Origin of the sequence: Caballeronia sordidicola, assembly GCF_001544455.2 — a bacterium.
In the GTDB taxonomy this organism is placed as follows: Bacteria; Pseudomonadota; Gammaproteobacteria; order Burkholderiales; family Burkholderiaceae; genus Caballeronia; species Caballeronia sordidicola.
This window is the reverse complement of record NZ_FCOC02000001.1, coordinates 474,784-492,564: the sequence shown is the minus strand read 5'-3', so window position 1 is coordinate 492,564 and position 17,781 is coordinate 474,784. Positions and strand designations below refer to the sequence as shown.

The window sequence follows — 17,781 nt, the reverse complement described above, 5'->3', positions numbered from 1 at the left end:
TCGTGCAGGATTCCCGTTTTTATTCCGTCACGCTCGCCGGGCGTTGCTGACCTCTGCGTGCCTGGCGGTTTTCCGACCAGATACGGATGCGGTCCATGTAGAGATAAACGACCGGCGTGGTGTAAAGCGTCAGCAACTGGCTCACGATCAAACCGCCGACAATTGCGATGCCGAGCGGTGCACGCATCTCCGAACCTTCGCCCGTTCCGAACGCGAGCGGCAACGCGCCAAGCAACGCGGCGGCGGTCGTCATCATGATCGGCCGGAAGCGCAGCAAGCACGCTTCCTCGATAGCCGCGCGTGAAGTCGACGCCCCGTGGCGCTGCGCCTGAATCGCGAAGTCGACCATCATGATGGCGTTCTTCTTCACGATCCCGATCAGCAGGATCACGCCAATCAAGGCAATGATGCTGAACTCGGTCCGAAACAACAGCAGCGCCAGCAGCGCGCCAATACCCGCCGAAGGCAGCGTGGAAAGAATCGTGATGGGGTGGATATAGCTTTCATACAATATCCCCAACACGATATAAACCGCCGCGAGCGCCGCCAGGATCAGGATTGGCTGATCCTTGGTCGAATCCTGGAACTGCTGCGCCGTGCCCGCGAAACTTCCGCGAACCGTTGCCGGCACGCCTATGGTCGCCATGGTCTCGTAAATTGCAGCGGTGGCGTCCGAAAGCGATTTGCCGGGCGGCAGGTTGAACGAGATGGTCGATGCCACGAACTGGCTCTGGTGATTCACCGACAGCGGCGTGTTCCCCGGGCCGAATTTGGCGATGGACGAGAGCGGAATCATGGTTTCCTTCGACGTCGATACCGCCGCGCCCGACGACGAACTCGACTTGCCGCTGGCCGCAATCGCATTGGTCGCGCTGTTGCGAATGGAGGCAAGCGCGAGCGCGCTGTTCACGCTCGATGAGGCGTCGGCTGCCGTGGTCGTGGTGGTTGCGCTCGTCGCTGACGAGGATGACGTGGTCGTCGACGCATTCGTGGAGGCCGCGCCGTTCGCCGAGCCGCCCGACGTGCTGATGTAGATCTGCCTGAGCATCTCCGGGTCTTGCCAGTATTTCGGCGCGAGCTCCATCACCACGTGATACTGGCTCAGTTCGTTATAGATGGTGGAAACCTGGCGCTGGCCGAAGGCATCGTACAGCGTGTTGTCGATCTGGGCCGGCTTGATGCCAAAGCGCGCCGCCGTCGCGCGGTCGAACGTGACAAACGATTCCAGGCCGCCTTGCTGCTGGTCTGAATTGACATCGGCGAGTTCGGGGCGGGCGAGCAGGGCGTCCGTGAGTTTCGGCCCCCACTTATAGAGGTCCGCGGTGGAATCGGCGAGCAGCGTGAACTGGTATTGCGCATTCGATTGCCGGCCGCCCGAGCGGATATCCTGAACGGCCTGCAGGAACGTGCGCGCGCCCGCGACGTTGGAGAGCGCCGGGCGCAGGCGCTGGATTACGGCGTCGGCGGAAACCTTGCGGTCTTTCTTGGGTTTGAGCGAAATGAACATGAAGCCCGAATTCGTCTGACGGCCGCCCGTGAAACCCGCGACGCTTTCCACGGCGGGATCGGCCTGGACGATCTTCATCATGTCGGAGAACTTGCCTTTCATTGCCTGGAAGGACGTGCTCTGGTCAGCCTGGATCCCGCCGACAATCCGCCCCGTATCCTGCTGCGGGAAAAATCCCTTCGGCACGATGATGTACAGATAAACATTCAGCCCGATGGTTGCGAGCAACACGAGGAGCACGATTCGCGGATGTGCCAGCGCCACGCCGAGCGAGCGTCCATAACCGCGCTGCATGGAGTCGAACTGGCGCTCCAGCCAGCGCGAAAAACGGCCTGGCGGCTTCTGGTTGTGCGGTTCGTGCAAGAGCCGCGCGCACATCATGGGCGTGACGGTCAGCGAGACGACAAGCGACACCGCAATCGCCAGCGACAACGTCAGCGCAAACTCCCGGAACAAGCGCCCGACAATGCCGCCCATCAGCAGAATGGGCAGGAACACGGCAACGAGCGAAATGCTCATGGACAGCACCGTGAACCCCACTTCCTGCGCGCCGAGAATCGCGGCTTTCATGCGCGGCACGCCGTTCTCTATGTGCCGCGCGATGTTTTCCAGCACCACGATGGCGTCATCGACCACGAAGCCGGTCGCGATTGTCAGCGCCATCAACGAGAGGTTATCGAGCGAAAAGCCGAGCAGATACATGGCCGCGAACGTGCCGATGATCGATATGGGCACCGCTACGCTCGGAATCAGCGTCGCGCGCCAGTTGCGCAGGAACAGGAACACGACCATCACGACCAGCGCCACTGCAATGATCAGCGTGGCTTCCGTGTCATGCAGCGACGAGCGGATCGTGATGGAGCGATCGGCGGTCGGCGTGATCTCGATGTCGGCGGGAAGGGCGGCCTGGAGTTGCGGAACCATGGCCTTCACGCGATCGATGGTATCGATAATGTTCGCGCCCGGCTGGCGATACAGGATCACGAGAACTGCGCGCTTGCCGTTGATCAGCCCCAGGTTGCGCAGGTCTTCGACCGAATCGACCACTTCGCCCACGTCGCTCAGACGCACGGCCGAGCCGTTCCTGTACGCCACTACAAGATCGCGATACTGCGCGGCCTTGGTGGCCTGGTCATTGGTGTAAAGCTGGAAGTGCGTGCCGTTGAACTCGATTGCGCCTTTCGGACTGTTTGCATTTGCCGAAGCAAGCGCCGCCCGCACATCTTCCAGGCCAATGCCGTAGTGAAACAGCGCGCCCGGTTCGAGTTCCACGCGCACGGCAGGATTCGCCGAGCCGCTCACGTCGACTTCGCCCACGCCCGGTACTGTAGAAAGCGTTTGCTGCAATACGGTCGCGGCGGAATCGTAGAGCGAACCCGCCGTGCGGGTGGGCGAGGAGAGCGCCAGGATCAGGATGGGCGCGTCGGCGGGATTGACCTTGTGATACGTCGGATTGCTTCTGAGCGAAGTCGGCAGATCGGCGCGCGCCGCATTGATGGCGGCCTGCACGTCGCGCGCGGCGCCATCTATGTCGCGGTTCAAGCCGAATTGCAACGTGATCCGCGCCGCGCCGACCGAACTCTGCGACGTCATTTCGGTGACGTCCGCGATCGAACCGAGATGGCGTTCCAGTGGACTCGCCACGCTGGTCGCGACCGTTTCGGGACTCGCGCCCGGCAAGCTCGCCTGCACGGAAATGGTCGGGAAATCGACCTGCGGCAGCGGCGCGACCGGCAACTTGGTGAACGCGAACAAGCCTGCCAGCGCAATGCCGATTGCCAGCAGCGTGGTAGCGACCGGGCGCGCGATGAACGGTTGCGACAGGTTCATGGGCTTACTCCACGTCGGCGACCGGACGGGGCGGCGCGTTCCGGTTGAAGCGCGCACGCACGCGGCGGCCGAGTGAATCGAAGCCGAGATAGATCACTGGCGTAGTGAAAAGCGTGAGCATCTGCGAGACGATCAACCCGCCGACAATGGCCACGCCGAGCGGTCGCCTGAGCTCGGAACCCGCGCCCCAGCCGAGCATCAGCGGCAACGCGCCGAGGAGCGCCGCCATGGTCGTCATCAGGATAGGCCGAAAGCGCAGCAGACACGCCTGATAGATGGCGTCGCGTGGCGTCTTGCCCTGCTCGCGCTCGGCCTCCAGCGCGAAGTCGATCATCATGATGGCGTTCTTTTTCACAATCCCGATCAGCAACACAATGCCGATGATCCCGATGATGTCGAGATCGTGCCCGGTGATCATCAGCGAAAGCAGCGCGCCGACGCCGGCGGAGGGCAGCGTGGAGAGAATCGTGATCGGATGGATGAAGCTCTCGTACAGCACGCCAAGCACGATATACATGGTGACGATTGCAGCGAGGATCAGGAACAGTTCGTTCGAGAGCGACGCCTGGAACGCGAGCGCGGCGCCCTGGAAGCGGATCTGGAACGACGCCGGCAAGCCGATGTCCTGCTTGGCCTGATCGATGGCTTTCACGGCCGCGCCGAGCGACGCGCCGGGCGCGAGGTTGAAGGACACCGTGGTTGCCGGGAACTGGCCGAGATGGGTGACGAGCAGCGGCGCGGCGCGTTCATGGAACGTCGCGATGGCCGAGAGCGGCACCTGCCCGTTCGACGCAGTCGATGACGGCAGGTAAATGCCGCTCAGGATTTCGTTGTAGTGCGCGTCGGTTGGTTCGTTCTCCAGGATCACGCGATACTGGTTCGACTGCGTGAAGATGGTCGAGATGATGCGCTGGCCGAATGCATCGTAAAGCGCGTTGTCGACCGTGGCCGGGGTGATGCCGAAACGGGCCGCCGTCGAGCGGTCGATTTCCACGTACACCGACTGCCCGTTCTGCTGCAGATCGGTGGCGACATCGGCGAGTTCGGGCGACTGCTGCAAACGCGCTGTCAGCTTTGGCACCCATTCGGCGAACTCGGCCGAATTGGGATCGGTGAGCATGAACTGATATTGCGTCGGGCTGACCGTGGAATCGATGGTCAGATCCTGCACCGGCTGCATGTAAAGCCGGATGCCGGGAATATTCGCCACGTCTTGCTGCAGGTTGCGGATCACGTCGCTCGACGTGCTGCTGCGGTCGTCGCGCGGTTTCAGGTTGATCAGCATCCGGCCGCTGTTCAGCGTGATGTTCGTTCCATCCACGCCAATGAAGGACGTCAGGCTTTCAACGTCGGGATTCTTCAGGATCTGTGCAGCGAGCGCCTGCTGTTGCTGGGCCACCGCCTGATAGGAAGCAGCTTGGGGCGCTTGCGTGATCGCCTGGATCACGCCCGTGTCCTGGATCGGGAAAAATCCTTTCGGAATCCAGATGTAAAGGAGGGCGGTGAATATCAGCGTGAGCAACGCGACCACCAGCGTGGAGCGCTGCCGGTCGAGCACCCACGTCAGCGCGACGGCATAACGCCCGATCACGTAATCAATGAATTGATGCGCGCGCGCGGAGAACCGGTGAGTCTCGGTAGGCGGCGTATGGCGCAGCAGTTTCGCGCACAGCATGGGCACGAGCGTGAGCGAGACGATCGCGGAAATCACGATGGTCACGGCCAGCGTGATCGCGAACTCGTGGAACAGGCGGCCCACCACGTCGCCCATGAAAAGCAGCGGAATCAGCACTGCAATCAGCGAGACCGTCAGCGAAATGATGGTGAAGCCAATCTGCTTGGAGCCCTTCAGCGCGGCTTCCAGCGGCGCTTCGCCTTCTTCCACGTATCGCGCGATATTTTCGATCATCACGATGGCGTCATCGACCACGAAACCGGTTGCAATGGTCAACGCCATCAGCGAGAGGTTATCGAGCGAAAAACCGCACAGATACATGACGGCGAGCGTACCGATCAGCGACACCGGCACGGACAAGCTCGGAATCAGCGTGGCCCAGATGTTCGCGAGGAACAGGTAGATCACGAGCACGACCAGCACCACGGAGAGCGCCAGTTCGAACTGCACGTCGCGCACGGACGCGCGAATGGTCGTGGTCCGGTCGGTGACAATGCGCACGTCGAGCGCGGCCGGCAGCGCCGATTGCAGTTGCGGCAGGATCTTCTTGATGCTGTCGACCACCGCGATCACGTTCGCGCCCGGCTGGCGCTGCACGTTCAGGATAATGGCCGGCGTGCTGTCCACCCACGCGCCGAGCTTGGTGTTTTCCGGGCCCGAGACCACGGTCGCCACGTCCGTCAGCATCACGGGCCGGCCGTTCCTGTACGCGACAACCGCGCTCTGGTAGGCGCTGGCGTCGGTAAGCTGGTCGTTCGCGTTGATCGTGTAGGCGCGCGACGGGCCGTCGAAATTGCCCTTCGGCGTATTGACGTTCAAGTTAGAAATGGTCGTGCGCAAGTCGTCGATGTTCAGCCCGTACGACGCCAGCGCCCGCGTATTGGCCTGAATCCGCACGGCCGGACGGTTGCCGCCGCTGACCGACACGAGACCCACGCCCGCGACCTGGGAAATCTTCTGGGCAAGACGCGTATCGGCGAGATCCTGGACTTGCGTGAGCGGCAAGGTCTTCGAGCTGATGGCAAGCGTGATGATGGGGGCGTCGGCCGGGTTCACCTTCGCGTAGATCGGCGGCGCGGGAAGGTCGGACGGCAGCAGGTTGCCCGCCGCGTTGATCGCGGCCTGCACTTCCTGCTCGGCAATATCGAGCGGCAAGTCGAGACTGAATTGCAGCGTGATGACCGAGGCGCCCGCGGAACTCTGCGACGACATCTGGTTCAGGCTCGCCATCTGCCCGAACTGCTTTTCGAGCGGCGCGGTGACCGCCGTGGTCATCACGTCCGGCGATGCGCCCGGGTAGAACGTCTGCACCTGGATGGTCGGATAGTCGACCGCCGGCAGCGCGGATAGCGGCAGGAAGCGCAGCGCGACGAGGCCGACCAGCATGATTGCCGCCATGAGCAGCGCGGTGCCGACCGGACGCAGAATAAAGGGACGCGATGGATTCATGCGGTATCGGTGCGGTTAATGTGCGTCAATGAGTGCTTCAAGCGTTATTGCGGTTGCGAGCGGTGACGGCCGCGATGCGTGCCGGACGCGCCACGCGCGCCGGAGGCCGCCGACGCCGCCGACGCCGCCGCTGCACCGGATGCGCCCTTCGGCGCATCGCCCGGAATGGTGATCTTCGCGCCTTCCTTCAGGCGATCCGACCCGTCGATCACCACGCGTTCGCCCACCTGCAGCCCCGTCTTGATGCTGGTGCGTTCACCATCGACAGGACCGATCTTCACATTGCGCACCGTCACCGTATTGTCCGGCTTGACCACGTACACAAACGCGCCCGACGAGCCGTTGAGTACCGCAGGCGTTGGAACGATGGTCGCGTCCTTGATGACATCGACCAGCAGTTTGGTATTCACGAACTGGTTCGGAAACAGCAGCGACTCCTTGTTGTCGAAGCTCGCGCGCAGCTTGACGGTGCCGGTGGTGGTGTCGATCTGGTTATCGACTGTCTCGAGATAGCCGCTTTCCAGCGAGGTTGTATTGGCCCGGTCATACGCCGTCACCGACATCTTCGAGCCCGCGTGCAAGGGCTTCAGGATGGCGGTCAGGTTGTCCTCGGACGTGGTGAAGATGACGCTGATGGGCTGGAGCTGCGTAATGACGACCACGCCGTTCGTGTCGCCTGTGGTCACGTAGTTGCCCGGATCGACCTGGCGCAAGCCGACGCGGCCCGACACCGGCGCCGTGATGCGTGCGTAAGTGAGATCGAGCTTGAACGTGTCCACGTTCGCCTGATCCGACTTCACGGTGCCTTCGAGTTGCTGCACGAGCGAAGCTTGCGTGTCCACTTGCTGGCTTGCGATGGAGTCTTGCGAAAGCAACATCTTGTAACGCTTTAAATCGAGGCGCGCGGTTTGCAGCAACGCCTGGTCCTTCGCAAGCGTGCCCTGCGCGTTACGCAACGATATTTCATAGGGACGCGGGTCGACTTGTGCGAGCAAGTCGCCTTTCCTGACCATCTGGCCTTCACGGAACGCGACTTCTTGCAGCGTGCCGTTGATTTGCGTCTTGACTATCACCGATGCCAGCGGCGTAACCGTTCCAAGCGAGTTGATCACCACCGGCATCTCGCCCTGCGTGACTGTCGCAACGTGGACGGGTTGCGGCTGCGCGCCCACGCCCTGGCCACCGCCGCGCCGGCCGCCGCCTGCCTGCCGCGCTTGCTGCGTGTTGTCGGCGCTGCCCCGGTTCCACGGATGCCACACCAGCAAGCCAATCACGATCAGCACCAGCACGACGATCCACAGCAGCTTGCGGCGGCGAGGACGGGATGCGGTCGGATGGGGAGTGGAAGCCTGGGAGGTGGGCGAACGCGGTTCAGTGTGAGGCGGTGGCGCTGGGTGGTTTTTTTGTTCGTCCATCGTTTCAGTGGCTCGGTGAGTCGGTGGGCTTGGAAGCTGTCTTGATGATGCGCTGGCGCACGGCCTGCCTCGGCTTGTGATGACTGTTTAAAGCGTGCCTGGAATCGTTTTGCCTTGATGCCGGTGCACAAGGCCGCGACGCATCAGTCCCGATAATGGCGTCATGGCGCCCCGAAGCGGTCGCGCAAAGCGTTGAATGATAACTTTTGAGCGGTGGCCCGGCGCGCGAAGCATGATGCTACGTCCCGCGCTTCCTTGCAGTCCAGCTATCTTTCTTTCGATTGATTACGAGCGTTACATGAACTTGCTCGTACTGTGAGGAGGGTGTCGCGCGACGTTTCGGGCTGTGCTGAGGCGCTCCGTACTCCTGTCAGGCGCGTGCTGCGGCCTTGTCGACGCATATAGAGACGATCGCGGGTGATCGGTTTTGCTAACTTTATGCGCGCATTGGTGCGCTCGATGAAATGAAATCGAAAGCTTTGGCTGGACTTTCAACCGGCGGGAAAACGAATGGACGACGCTGCATCGATAGATCATGCAGCGCCGCTGCCCGGAAACACGCGCTATTCGCTCAGGCGTGCGGTCGGCGTGCCACCGATCTCGTTCGTGATGCTCGCGACACATTCGAGCAGCGCGGGCGCAACGGTCTCGAGCAATGCGTCACGCGGAGCCTGATATTCCGCGCCACCGCAGTTCACGGCGTAGCGTTGCCCGGACGGCCCCACAAAGCCGGCTGCGACCGCGTTCAGCCCGTGATGCCATTCGCCCGTCGAAATGGCGAAGCCGCGGCGCAGCGCGTCTTCCAAACCCGGCTTTAGACCGCTGTCGATGCTTGGCCAATCGTCGCCAGACGCTGTGCGCAGGCTTTCGACCAGATTGTCCCGGTCGGGCTCCGCAAGCGCAGCCAGATATGCGCGGCCGACCGCCGTACGCCCCAGATCCATGCGCGCGCCCACTTCGAGACGGGACACGAGCACTGCCGAGCGCGGCCGGATCGTATCGATAACGACCATGTCCAGACGGTCGCGCACCGCCAGATGCACGCTCAAGGTCGTCCTGTCGGCCAGCTTGATGAGGAACGGCCGCGCGCGTGCCCTGATGTCGAAGTTGCGCAGAAAGCCGTTGCTCAATTCAAGGACGGAGGCGGTGAGGACGAATCGCTCGCTGTCAGGTAATTGAAATAATAGATTGGCGCTTACCAAGGTGGCCGTCAGGCGCGAAACGGTTGGTTTGGGGATGCCCGTCCATTCCGCGAGTTCGCGGTTGCTGACCGGCGCGTCGGCGGCCGCAATGCGCCTCAGAACATCCAGCCCTCGCGATAACGCGACGACTTCTTCTCCGTCACGCCCTTTTTCTTTTTCCCGGCTCGGCGGCCGGCTCTCAGTTGTGTGCATTTATTTTTCGGAACTTGGTTTCGTTGGAGGGTCATACGTCGCCAATCCATGATGCTGACCGACGGCGAGCGCCCTCTCGTCGAATCGTATCAACCAGCCGCCGGAAGATGCGTCCGCTGGACCCGTTTTTGTCATTAAACCTGTGTACCGTACCGTTGGATAGTCGCTCATCCCCTGAAATTTCGCTTGACTCGGTTTCGCATAACGTAAAAAATGGAACCCGATTTCGAAAGCACTGGTTGAATACGTATCCTTGCGGCTCGCCAGGGCAATCGATCACCAGCTCTCAGGTTCTAGCACGGCCCTCGGAATGGCTAGAACTTTTAAGGCGCTACGGCAACGTAGCGCCTTTTTTTTTATCCGTGTCATATGCTCATGCAGCGCTGTAGCCGGACTACAACGTTCGATCCAGATACTCGCAGACCGGAAATTCAGTACGTCATCCTATTTTTTCGGTCTAACGGAGTCGACGATTGTTTAGTATTTTCCAGTGAACTTCTGAGCGTCGACTGTTGTCCCGAAATCACCCGGTGAGGGTTGATCTCTAACCCATGCGGCCTTTCAAAATACGGAGTACTGCGCGATCTGCGCTGCGCGACTTGTCAATGCGCCGAGAACATCTTGCCTGGTTTGAGCAAGCGCGTTCCGCGCCAAGCCCAATAAAGCCCCGCTATTGCGAGCAATGCAGAACTGCTCAGGACCAGGACTGGCGACACATGCTCCGGCGACGGCTCGCTGGTCGCGATGATCAGCGCCGCGAACAAGGCCGCCCCGGCCTGGAAAAAGGCGCGTTTCGCGCGGTTGCGATGCCCCGTAAAGCGCACAGAACGGGAGACAGGCGCGCGGGTAAACGGTTCAAAAAGAATCAGTCCGGCGATCAGGGCGACCAGCAAGTTCATGAGGATCATGACGACACTTCGCAATGGAAATCAAGAGTGGTCCGCACTATAGAAAGAGCCGCACATGAAATGAATCAGAAGCGTCTGAAATCGGGTCGAATTGTTAAGATTGCGAGCGACGGGACGTCTGAAAACTTGGCCAAACGGCTAACGGCAGGTCGTGGAGAGGAAGCGGCGAGCAGCGGCGGTTATTATTTGTACGGCGTAGGCGGCTGGATTTCTGGACCGGTGAAGAATGGAAACTGGACGCGCTGCAAAACGCACGTCCCTGAAGGAAGATGAGGGAAGATGAGAAATGACCGCAATGCAGACCAAACGAATTAAACGAATGAACCGGCTGGCAGGCGCGATTGTCGTGATCGGGTTTCTTGCCGCATGCGAAAAACACGACGCGGCGGCAGGCCAGGCCATGGGCGGATGGAATAACGCCGCGAGCCAGGCCGGCCAGAAATTCGATCAGGCAGCCAACTTTGTCGGACAGCACGTCGATTCGGTCAAGCAATCGGCTCAGCAGAATATCCAGTCGGCGGGCACGTTGCCGGATCTGTCGGCGAGCGGCGTGGCGGCCACGGCGCGAGCCAATCTGGTCGGCGCGGCAAGCGCGACAAACGCGGCGATCGCCAATGCCGCCAGCGATACCGGCGCGGGTTTGCAATCGGCGGGGCGCAGACTCCAGGCGTGGTCGGCAAGCGGGACGCCCGGGTCCCAGGGCGCGGCGAGCGGAGTGTCCAGCGCGCCGGCCGCTTCATCCGATCCGGGAAACGCACGCGCCGACATGGACAAGTGACGGCAAGCTTCGGCTTGCAACGGTTGTCATCGCAACATTTCGTTACGCGCCTGACCGTTTCGTCTAAAGATAATTTCGGCGCAGCGGCTAAACTGGCGGTCTTTTACACATTCCATACCGCCATGAAGCCAAGCCGAATCCGGGCGCTCGCTGGCGCGCTGGTCTTTGCTGCAGCGGTTTTTGCAGCCCTCACAGGTTTTACGCTCGATGCCTATGCGGCGCCGCCGGCGCTTGCATTGCCATCTTTTCAGGAATTGATCACGCCTAAGGCGGCGTCCGACGCGGCGGCCGTTCCCGCATTCACGTCCGGGGCGTCCGACACGCCCGCGACTCCCACGACTCCCGCGACCAATGCGGATCTGACGCGCTCGCTCGACACGGTGATTTCCGCACTCGATAGCGACCGCCAGCGCACCGCGCTCGTTGCTCAGTTGAAGAAACTCCGCGACGCGAAGCGCGATGCCGAGTCGGGTACGCTGCCTCCGGTCGCGGCCACGACCGCCGATGGGTCCACACCAGCGGCAAGCGCTGCGGACGCGAGCGCGGCGGTGGAGTCATCGGCGGCAAGTTCCAGTACGGCTGCGTCCTCCGTGGTGGCGGCCATCACGCCCAAAACGGGGCTGCTCGGTGCGATCGCGTCGGGTTTGTCGAACATCGAAGCCGATATCAGCCGCGGCCACACGCCGCTCAACTACTGGGGCGGCCGTTTGAATGCCGCCGGCAACGAATTGTTCACGATCGTCTCGGGTCAAAGCCGCGAGCCGTTTGGCCGGACTTTGCTCAACTATTTTCTGACGCTGGCTGGCTGGGGCGCGTGCGCCTTCCTGCTCGTGTACCTTCAGCGGCGCATCCACGCCCGCTACAACTTTCATTTCGGGCTGCATCCCAATCCCAGCACCCGGGAGTTGTTGATTTTCACGTTGCGCCGGGTCGGGCCGTATTTGTTCGCGTTCGTCGCGGCGCTCACTTTCGTGCGGATGATGCCGGTTTCGCTCGGCCGCACGCTCGCGATGGTCGCGGCTTACGCGATTGTCGCGGGCGCGATTTTCTCGTCGATCTGCCTGATCATGTTTTCGCTGTTTGGCTCGGCGCATCGCCGGGTGGCGGTCAATGTGCTGATTGTCCATGCGCGCCGGTTGTTGTTTGTGATTGGCACGCTCGGTGCGCTCGGGGACGCAGCCGCCAACTACGATGTCGCGCAGCAGCTCGGCACGAATCTATCCGCGCTGATTTCGACGGTATCTAACATGTGCGCCGCTATTCTGGTTGGTTACTTCGCGCTGGCGTTCCAGCGGCCCGTCGCTCATCTGATCCGCAGCCGTTCCTACGAGCAGCGCAGCCGTCACAAGGCCGCGACCGAAACGTTCGAGGTGTTCGGTTCGCTATGGCATCTGCCCATGTTGCTGCTTGTCGCTGTGTCCGTGGTCGGGACGCTGGCGGGCATTGGTACATCTGAAAACGTGCTGCAACTCGATATTGCGAGCGCCGGGCTGCTCGTGATCGGCTTGTTTCTCAGCGCAATCGTATTGCACGTCACTAAGCTGCCTGAACGCAAGACGCGCCGGCAATCCGCCTATGTGCGGCGGCTCGTCAGGTATTTCGGCCGGCTTTTGGTGCTGTTTATCTGGCTGGCGTTTCTCGAGTTGTGGTCGCATCTCTGGGGATTTTCGCTCGCGAACCTGGCCGAGGAAAGTGTTGCCGCGCGCGGCATCACGCATGCCGTCAGCGCCATCCTGCTGACCATTTTTGTCTCGTGGCTGGTATGGATCATCATCGACACCGGGATTCAGGAGGCGCTCAATCCCAACGCGCCGCGCGGCAAGGGGCGAGGGCCAAGCATGCGCGCGCGCACCATGCTGCCGCTGATACGTAACGTGGTGTTTGTCGCGCTGCTGACTACGGCCGCCATTGTGACGGCCGCAAATCTCGGATTGAACGTGACGCCCTTGCTTGCGGGCGCGGGCGTGATCGGCCTGGCCGTGGGGTTTGGCGCACAGTCGCTGGTCGCCGACCTGATTACGGGGCTTTTCATCATCATCGAAGACACCATTTCCGTGGGGGATTCCATTGAAGTCGATGGCGGCCACGCCGGCGTGGTGGAGACGCTGACCATCCGGACGGTGCGCCTGCGTGACGGGCAGGGCGCCATTCACGCCATTCCGTTTTCGCAGATCAAGATCGTCAAGAACCTGTCGCGTGATTTCGCCTATGCCGTGTTCGAAGTGCGGGTGCCTTTCTCGGCTGATGTGGACCAGGTGACGCAGATGATCCGCGAAGTGGGCGCGGAGCTGAAAGCAGATTTTCGCTACAGACGCGAGATGCTCGGCCCAATCGAAGTGTGGGGACTCGATCGTTTCGATCCCAACTGGATGGTCGTGAAGGGGCAGATCAAGACACTGCCGCTGAAGCAATGGAGCGTCGCACGGGCGTTCAATGTCAGGGTCAAACGGAAGATGGACGAGATCGGGATGGATGTCCCGGTGCCGCAGATGCAGTTGCGGGTATCGAAGGAATCGTCGGGCAAGGACGCGCCGTGGGAGGAACTGGACGAGGTGAAGGATTTCGCGCCGATGCCGCCAGTCTCCCCAGCCGTTCGCAGCGCCGTCTCGGAGGCCCGTGATATTTCGCACGAGCCTCAGCCCGCGCCGCCGGCAACGGATCAGTCCGTGCAGGTTCCGCCGCAGATTCCGACTGCGTCGGCGCCGGGGAAAGCGTAGCGCTCAGGCAGCTTCTCAGGCAGCTTGCAAGAGGTCGTTCACGTGCGTTGCGATTTGCGCGCCCGTTACGCCATAGACATGAATGGAGACGGCGGTCCGACCCGCCGATGCGTTCCCCAAGCGATGAATCGCACCGCGTCCGGCTCCCACTACTGAAACGGCTCCGCAAGCCCGCTCGTGCTGGCGGGTTTCGACGGCGCGGTGTGCGTCGGCGTCCCATGAGAACAGCGTTTCGGTCAATGTTCCTTCGACCACCGTGTAGGCACACCAGGTGTGATGGCCATGTACCGGACTCATCTGCCCGGCGCGCCACACGAGGGCGGCGACGGCGTAGCGGCCAAGCGGATCGGCGAACAGCAGATGCCGCGTGTAGCCGTCGACGCTGCTTTGACGTTGCGCGGCCGATAAGAGCCCCGGCTCCACGGATAACTTCGTGAGTGCCGCGCGAACGTGACGCATGAAGTGCGGTGATGCTGGATCGAGGTGGCACGCGGCGTCGAGCGCATGAGACAACTGCGTGAGCGGCGATTCCATGTTGACGATGTCGGGAATAAGAGGCATGGCGCGAGATCCGGTCGGGATAAGGGGCAGTAAATCTGCATTCGTCGGAAGCTTATTTATACCGGTTTGCTCGTGAAAAAAGTTTCCATATAATTTCGTGAAGTTGGGCAAAAGTAGAATAATTTCCTACAAGGGCGGCTCTAGGCATGGACCTTATCGATCGCAAGTTGCTGGAACTGCTGCAAGAGGATGTCACCATGCCCATCGCGGAATTGGCGACGCGGGTGAATCTCTCGCAGACGCCATGCTGGAAACGCGTTCAGCGGCTGAAGGAGGCAGGCGTGATACGCGCGCAGGTCGCCTTGTGCGATCCGCGCAAGCTGGGCGTGGGAACCACGGTGTTCGTCGCGGTGAAAACCAACCAGCATACGCAGACCTGGGCAGAAGAATTCACGCGCGCCGTGCGGGATATTCCCGAGGTGGTCGAGGTGTATAGGATGAGCGGGGAAACGGACTACCTGATGCGCGTGGTGGTGTCGGATATCGATGACTATGACCGCGTATACAAGTCCTTGATTCGAGCCATTCCGCTATATGACGTGAGTTCGAGTTTCGCGATGGAACAGATCAAATATTCCACCGCGCTGCCCGTCAGGCCGCCGCTTGGACTTACCGGTAATTGACTGGGCGCCGGCACTGTGGGCCCGGTTTTATGAGATTTATGGCGCGGGCGCCGCAATCCATCTGAAATCAGCCTCGGGTAAGATCGTGCGCTTCGTCCAAACCACCAGAGCCTCGATTTTCATGACCGATGACCGCCGCCACGGCCCGAAGCGCAGGAATCCCACATTCGCGATCAGCATTCTTATTGTGGTCGTAGTGCTGCTCGTGATCGGGACGCTGTTTTTCAACGCGATCCGTGAAAAACGCGACTACGAGCACGAGAACGCAACGCCGGCGTCCAGTACAACAGTGCCCGCCGTGCCCGCCACGGGCGCGTCGCAATAAATGCGTTGTCCGCGGGTCATTCGGGCAAATTGATGAGGCTCGCGTTCTTGCGAATCAGAAACGACGCCGTCAGCATTTGCTTGCACTGGTGAGCAAGCAGCTTCAGGTCCTGCACGGCGTCAAACGGAATATCTTCTGCCCGTTCCGCGCCAACTACCATTGAATCCAGTTCGACCGTCAGTTGCTTCGATTGCTCCGCTTGATCCTCGGGCGCGGGTACGCCTTCTTGCGCCTGTGTCAGATTGTCGCGAATCACGGTCAGTGCCCGTTGAACCGGTTGCGCGGCGTGGCCCGCCGCGGATTTCCCCACGGATTGCAGTAGCGGCCCCGCGGCCGTGATCTGGGACGCAAGCACATGGCTGCGCACGAGCAGGTCATTTAGCTCGGGAACAAATTTCTGCTGCGCTTTCGGTTCGAGCATCATGCGTTGAAACGCCTGTCCAAGATTCGCGAACGCGATGTGCACGTTCTTGCGTGCAAGCCGGTAGCGGAAATCGCTGTCGAGAGCGGACGCAGCCTCGGCCGCTGCCGCCGACGCACCCGATTGAGCAGTCGCGGCGGTGCTTTCGCCGCTAACCGGTTTGGTTTTGGAGGTGGCCGTTGCAGTGGCGCCCGCTTCGTTTGCGGGCGCGGTCATTGACGCACTGCCATCCTGCTCGGTCAATGCCAAAGCCGGCACCGCTGCCCTTGCCAGCGCCGTAGTGCTTGCTTCGGCAGTGGCCGCATTGGCATCGGCGAAAAGAGGTGCATTCGCTCCATTCGCCGCGCTCTTTAGTTCCGCTTGCGCCGCAGGCTTCCCGGTCCACCACCAGCTTGCTTCGAGGTAGTTGCGCATTGCGCCGATCATGTCGTGCACCTGCTTGCCCATCAGCCGGTATTCCCAGTACGGGAACAGGTGGCTCGCGGCAATGGCGATGGCGCAGCCCACGGCGGTATCGATTGCACGTTCACCGATCAGGCGCATCCCGCCCGGCGCGAGCAAATGCAGCATCAGCAGCACATAGGCCGACGTGAACACAACGCTCGCTGTGTAGTTGAAGAGCAGCAGGCTATAGCTCATCACCATGCACGCGAACATGGCCACGAGCAGCACATGTGGGTCCTTCACCGCGAAAATCAGCCCGACGCAGGCCGTGCATCCAATGGCCGTGCCGACGATCCGCTGGGCATTGCGCTGTTTGGTCAGCGAATAACCCGGCTTGAGAATGATGACGGTGGTCATCACGATCCAGTACGCGTTGGTCAGCGGCAGCAGCCGCCCGATCCAGAAGCCGATGCCAACAGCAATCGTCACACGCAGCGCATGGCGAAAGCTCGGCGACGACATGGTCAGGTTCGAGAAAATCTGCATGAACGGCACGCGCCGGCTCGACACGAAGCGTGACAGTTTGGGATCGACCCGGATCTCGGTTTCCGTGATGCCGGGATCGTGCCGTGTATGACGCCGCATCTTGTCGATGAGGCGAGTTGCGCTCCAGAGCCGTCTGAATGCCGACGACACCGCTGAGTACGCCTCGGGATTTTTCTGCGGCACCTCATGCTTGCGCATCTGGTCAAGCTCATATTCGATTGCGCGCAATTCCGCCTTCACGTTGATTTTCGGGCGCGCCGGACGGTTCTGAAGCACAGCAAGACCAATGTCTTCGAGATCGAGCGCGGATTTGCGCATGAGGTCGCGGTAGAAGATCAGGATGTCCGCGCCGCCGAACGTGTTGCGCACCAGCGGATAATCGGTGTGTGCGCCCACGAACATTTCGTGCAGATCCACCACGTTGATGAACAGGTTGAAGAGCATTGCGCGGCGCGGATCGAGCTTGCCGCTGCGCAGTTTCGGCAGGTTGCGCAGCACGATGTCGCGCGCCGCGTCCTGGCGTTCGACCGCGAGAATCTGCTTTTCGATCAGCTTTCTATAACACTCGTCAATGTTGGCGTCGAGATCGTAGAAGTCCGCGCGCGCGAGCAGATACTCGGCGCAACTGAAGACGCTTTCTGCGAGCGCCTGCCGCTCGATCCGATAGACCAGCCAGCGGCTGACAAGCGTGGCCCAGTACGTGTACCAGAGGCCGCCGACCAGAATCCACGAAGCATTGATGAGCGCCTGCATCGGCGTGAAATGATCTTCCAGCGTCACGATCATCATGAAGAGCGTGGCGAAGCTGATCTGCGGCCAGCGGTTTCCGTACACCACGATCAGCGACAACACAAACGTGAGCGGCACGACGGTCAGCCAGAGCGTCACCACATTCGCGCTCGCGATGCCCGTGGCAAGCGCCGATAAAAATCCGATCACCGTGCACGCCAGCATCTCGTTGTGCTTGTACTTCAGCGGACCCGGCATGTCCACCACGCACGCGCCCAATGCGCCGGTCGCAATCGTGAACCCGAGTTCTCGATTGTGAAAAACGGTCAGCATGATGACGGCCGGCAGCGAGACGCCCAGCGCGATACGCAAGCCGCCGAAAAAATACTGGCTATAAATAAATTTTCTGATTTCTAGCGAGTAACGCATCGACTTCCTATTTTGCTGCCCGGGCCGTTTCAGTGGTGTCAATCGGGTAAGTTCATGACGTGGATGCGGCCCGGTGTAGTGCCGGTATGC

General features: G+C 61.2%; 11 protein-coding genes. 4 read left to right on the top strand and 7 right to left on the bottom strand.

What is annotated here, in order from left to right:
• Positions 1-19: 19 nt before the first annotated feature.
• The 5 genes from AWB64_RS02120 to AWB64_RS02100 form a co-directional block, all read right to left on the bottom strand.
• Positions 20-3,337: an efflux RND transporter permease subunit gene (locus AWB64_RS02120; RefSeq protein WP_060816955.1), complete on the bottom strand. Its 3,318-nt coding sequence runs from the start codon at positions 3,335-3,337 to the stop codon at positions 20-22.
• A 4-nt stretch (positions 3,338-3,341) separates the two neighbouring features.
• Positions 3,342-6,461, bottom strand: a complete 3,120-nt coding sequence (locus AWB64_RS02115) for an MdtB/MuxB family multidrug efflux RND transporter permease subunit (RefSeq protein WP_060816954.1) — start codon at positions 6,459-6,461, stop codon at positions 3,342-3,344.
• A gap of 44 nt (positions 6,462-6,505) precedes the next feature.
• Positions 6,506-7,876: an MdtA/MuxA family multidrug efflux RND transporter periplasmic adaptor subunit gene (locus AWB64_RS02110; protein ID WP_060816953.1), complete on the bottom strand. Its 1,371-nt coding sequence runs from the start codon at positions 7,874-7,876 to the stop codon at positions 6,506-6,508.
• 563 nt (positions 7,877-8,439) lie between these two features.
• Positions 8,440-9,270: an IclR family transcriptional regulator gene (locus AWB64_RS02105; protein ID WP_060816952.1), complete on the bottom strand. Its 831-nt coding sequence runs from the start codon at positions 9,268-9,270 to the stop codon at positions 8,440-8,442.
• A gap of 602 nt (positions 9,271-9,872) precedes the next feature.
• Complete coding sequence (locus AWB64_RS02100) at positions 9,873-10,178, bottom strand: hypothetical protein (RefSeq protein WP_060816951.1); 306 nt, start codon at positions 10,176-10,178, stop codon at positions 9,873-9,875.
• Between the two features lie 319 nt (positions 10,179-10,497).
• Between AWB64_RS02100 and AWB64_RS02095 the strand changes: the two genes are divergently transcribed.
• Both AWB64_RS02095 and AWB64_RS02090 read left to right on the top strand, forming a co-directional pair.
• Positions 10,498-10,956, top strand: a complete 459-nt coding sequence (locus tag AWB64_RS02095) for a BCAL1086 family glycoprotein (protein WP_060816950.1) — start codon at positions 10,498-10,500, stop codon at positions 10,954-10,956.
• 122 nt (positions 10,957-11,078) lie between these two features.
• Positions 11,079-13,673, top strand: coding sequence for a mechanosensitive ion channel family protein (locus AWB64_RS02090; protein ID WP_082850351.1), 2,595 nt, complete (start codon positions 11,079-11,081; stop codon positions 13,671-13,673).
• Between the two features lie 15 nt (positions 13,674-13,688).
• On the opposite strand, the gene AWB64_RS02085 is transcribed toward AWB64_RS02090, so the two are convergent.
• Entirely contained in the window at positions 13,689-14,234 is a 546-nt protein-coding gene (locus AWB64_RS02085; RefSeq protein ID WP_099050471.1) for a cysteine dioxygenase family protein, read from the bottom strand.
• Between the two features lie 146 nt (positions 14,235-14,380).
• Here AWB64_RS02085 and AWB64_RS02080 point away from each other — a divergent pair, with 146 nt between their 5' ends.
• Together AWB64_RS02080 and AWB64_RS02075 are read left to right on the top strand one after the other, a co-directional pair.
• On the top strand, positions 14,381-14,857 hold the full coding sequence (locus AWB64_RS02080) for an Lrp/AsnC family transcriptional regulator (protein WP_060816949.1): 477 nt from the start codon (positions 14,381-14,383) through the stop codon (positions 14,855-14,857).
• A 121-nt stretch (positions 14,858-14,978) separates the two neighbouring features.
• Entirely contained in the window at positions 14,979-15,182 is a 204-nt protein-coding gene (locus AWB64_RS02075) for a hypothetical protein (RefSeq protein ID WP_060817174.1), read from the top strand.
• 16 nt (positions 15,183-15,198) lie between these two features.
• Here the strand turns inward: AWB64_RS02075 and AWB64_RS02070 are convergent, their stop codons facing one another.
• On the bottom strand, positions 15,199-17,691 hold the full coding sequence (locus tag AWB64_RS02070) for an FUSC family protein (RefSeq protein ID WP_060816948.1): 2,493 nt from the start codon (positions 17,689-17,691) through the stop codon (positions 15,199-15,201).
• Positions 17,692-17,781: the final 90 nt, after the last annotated feature.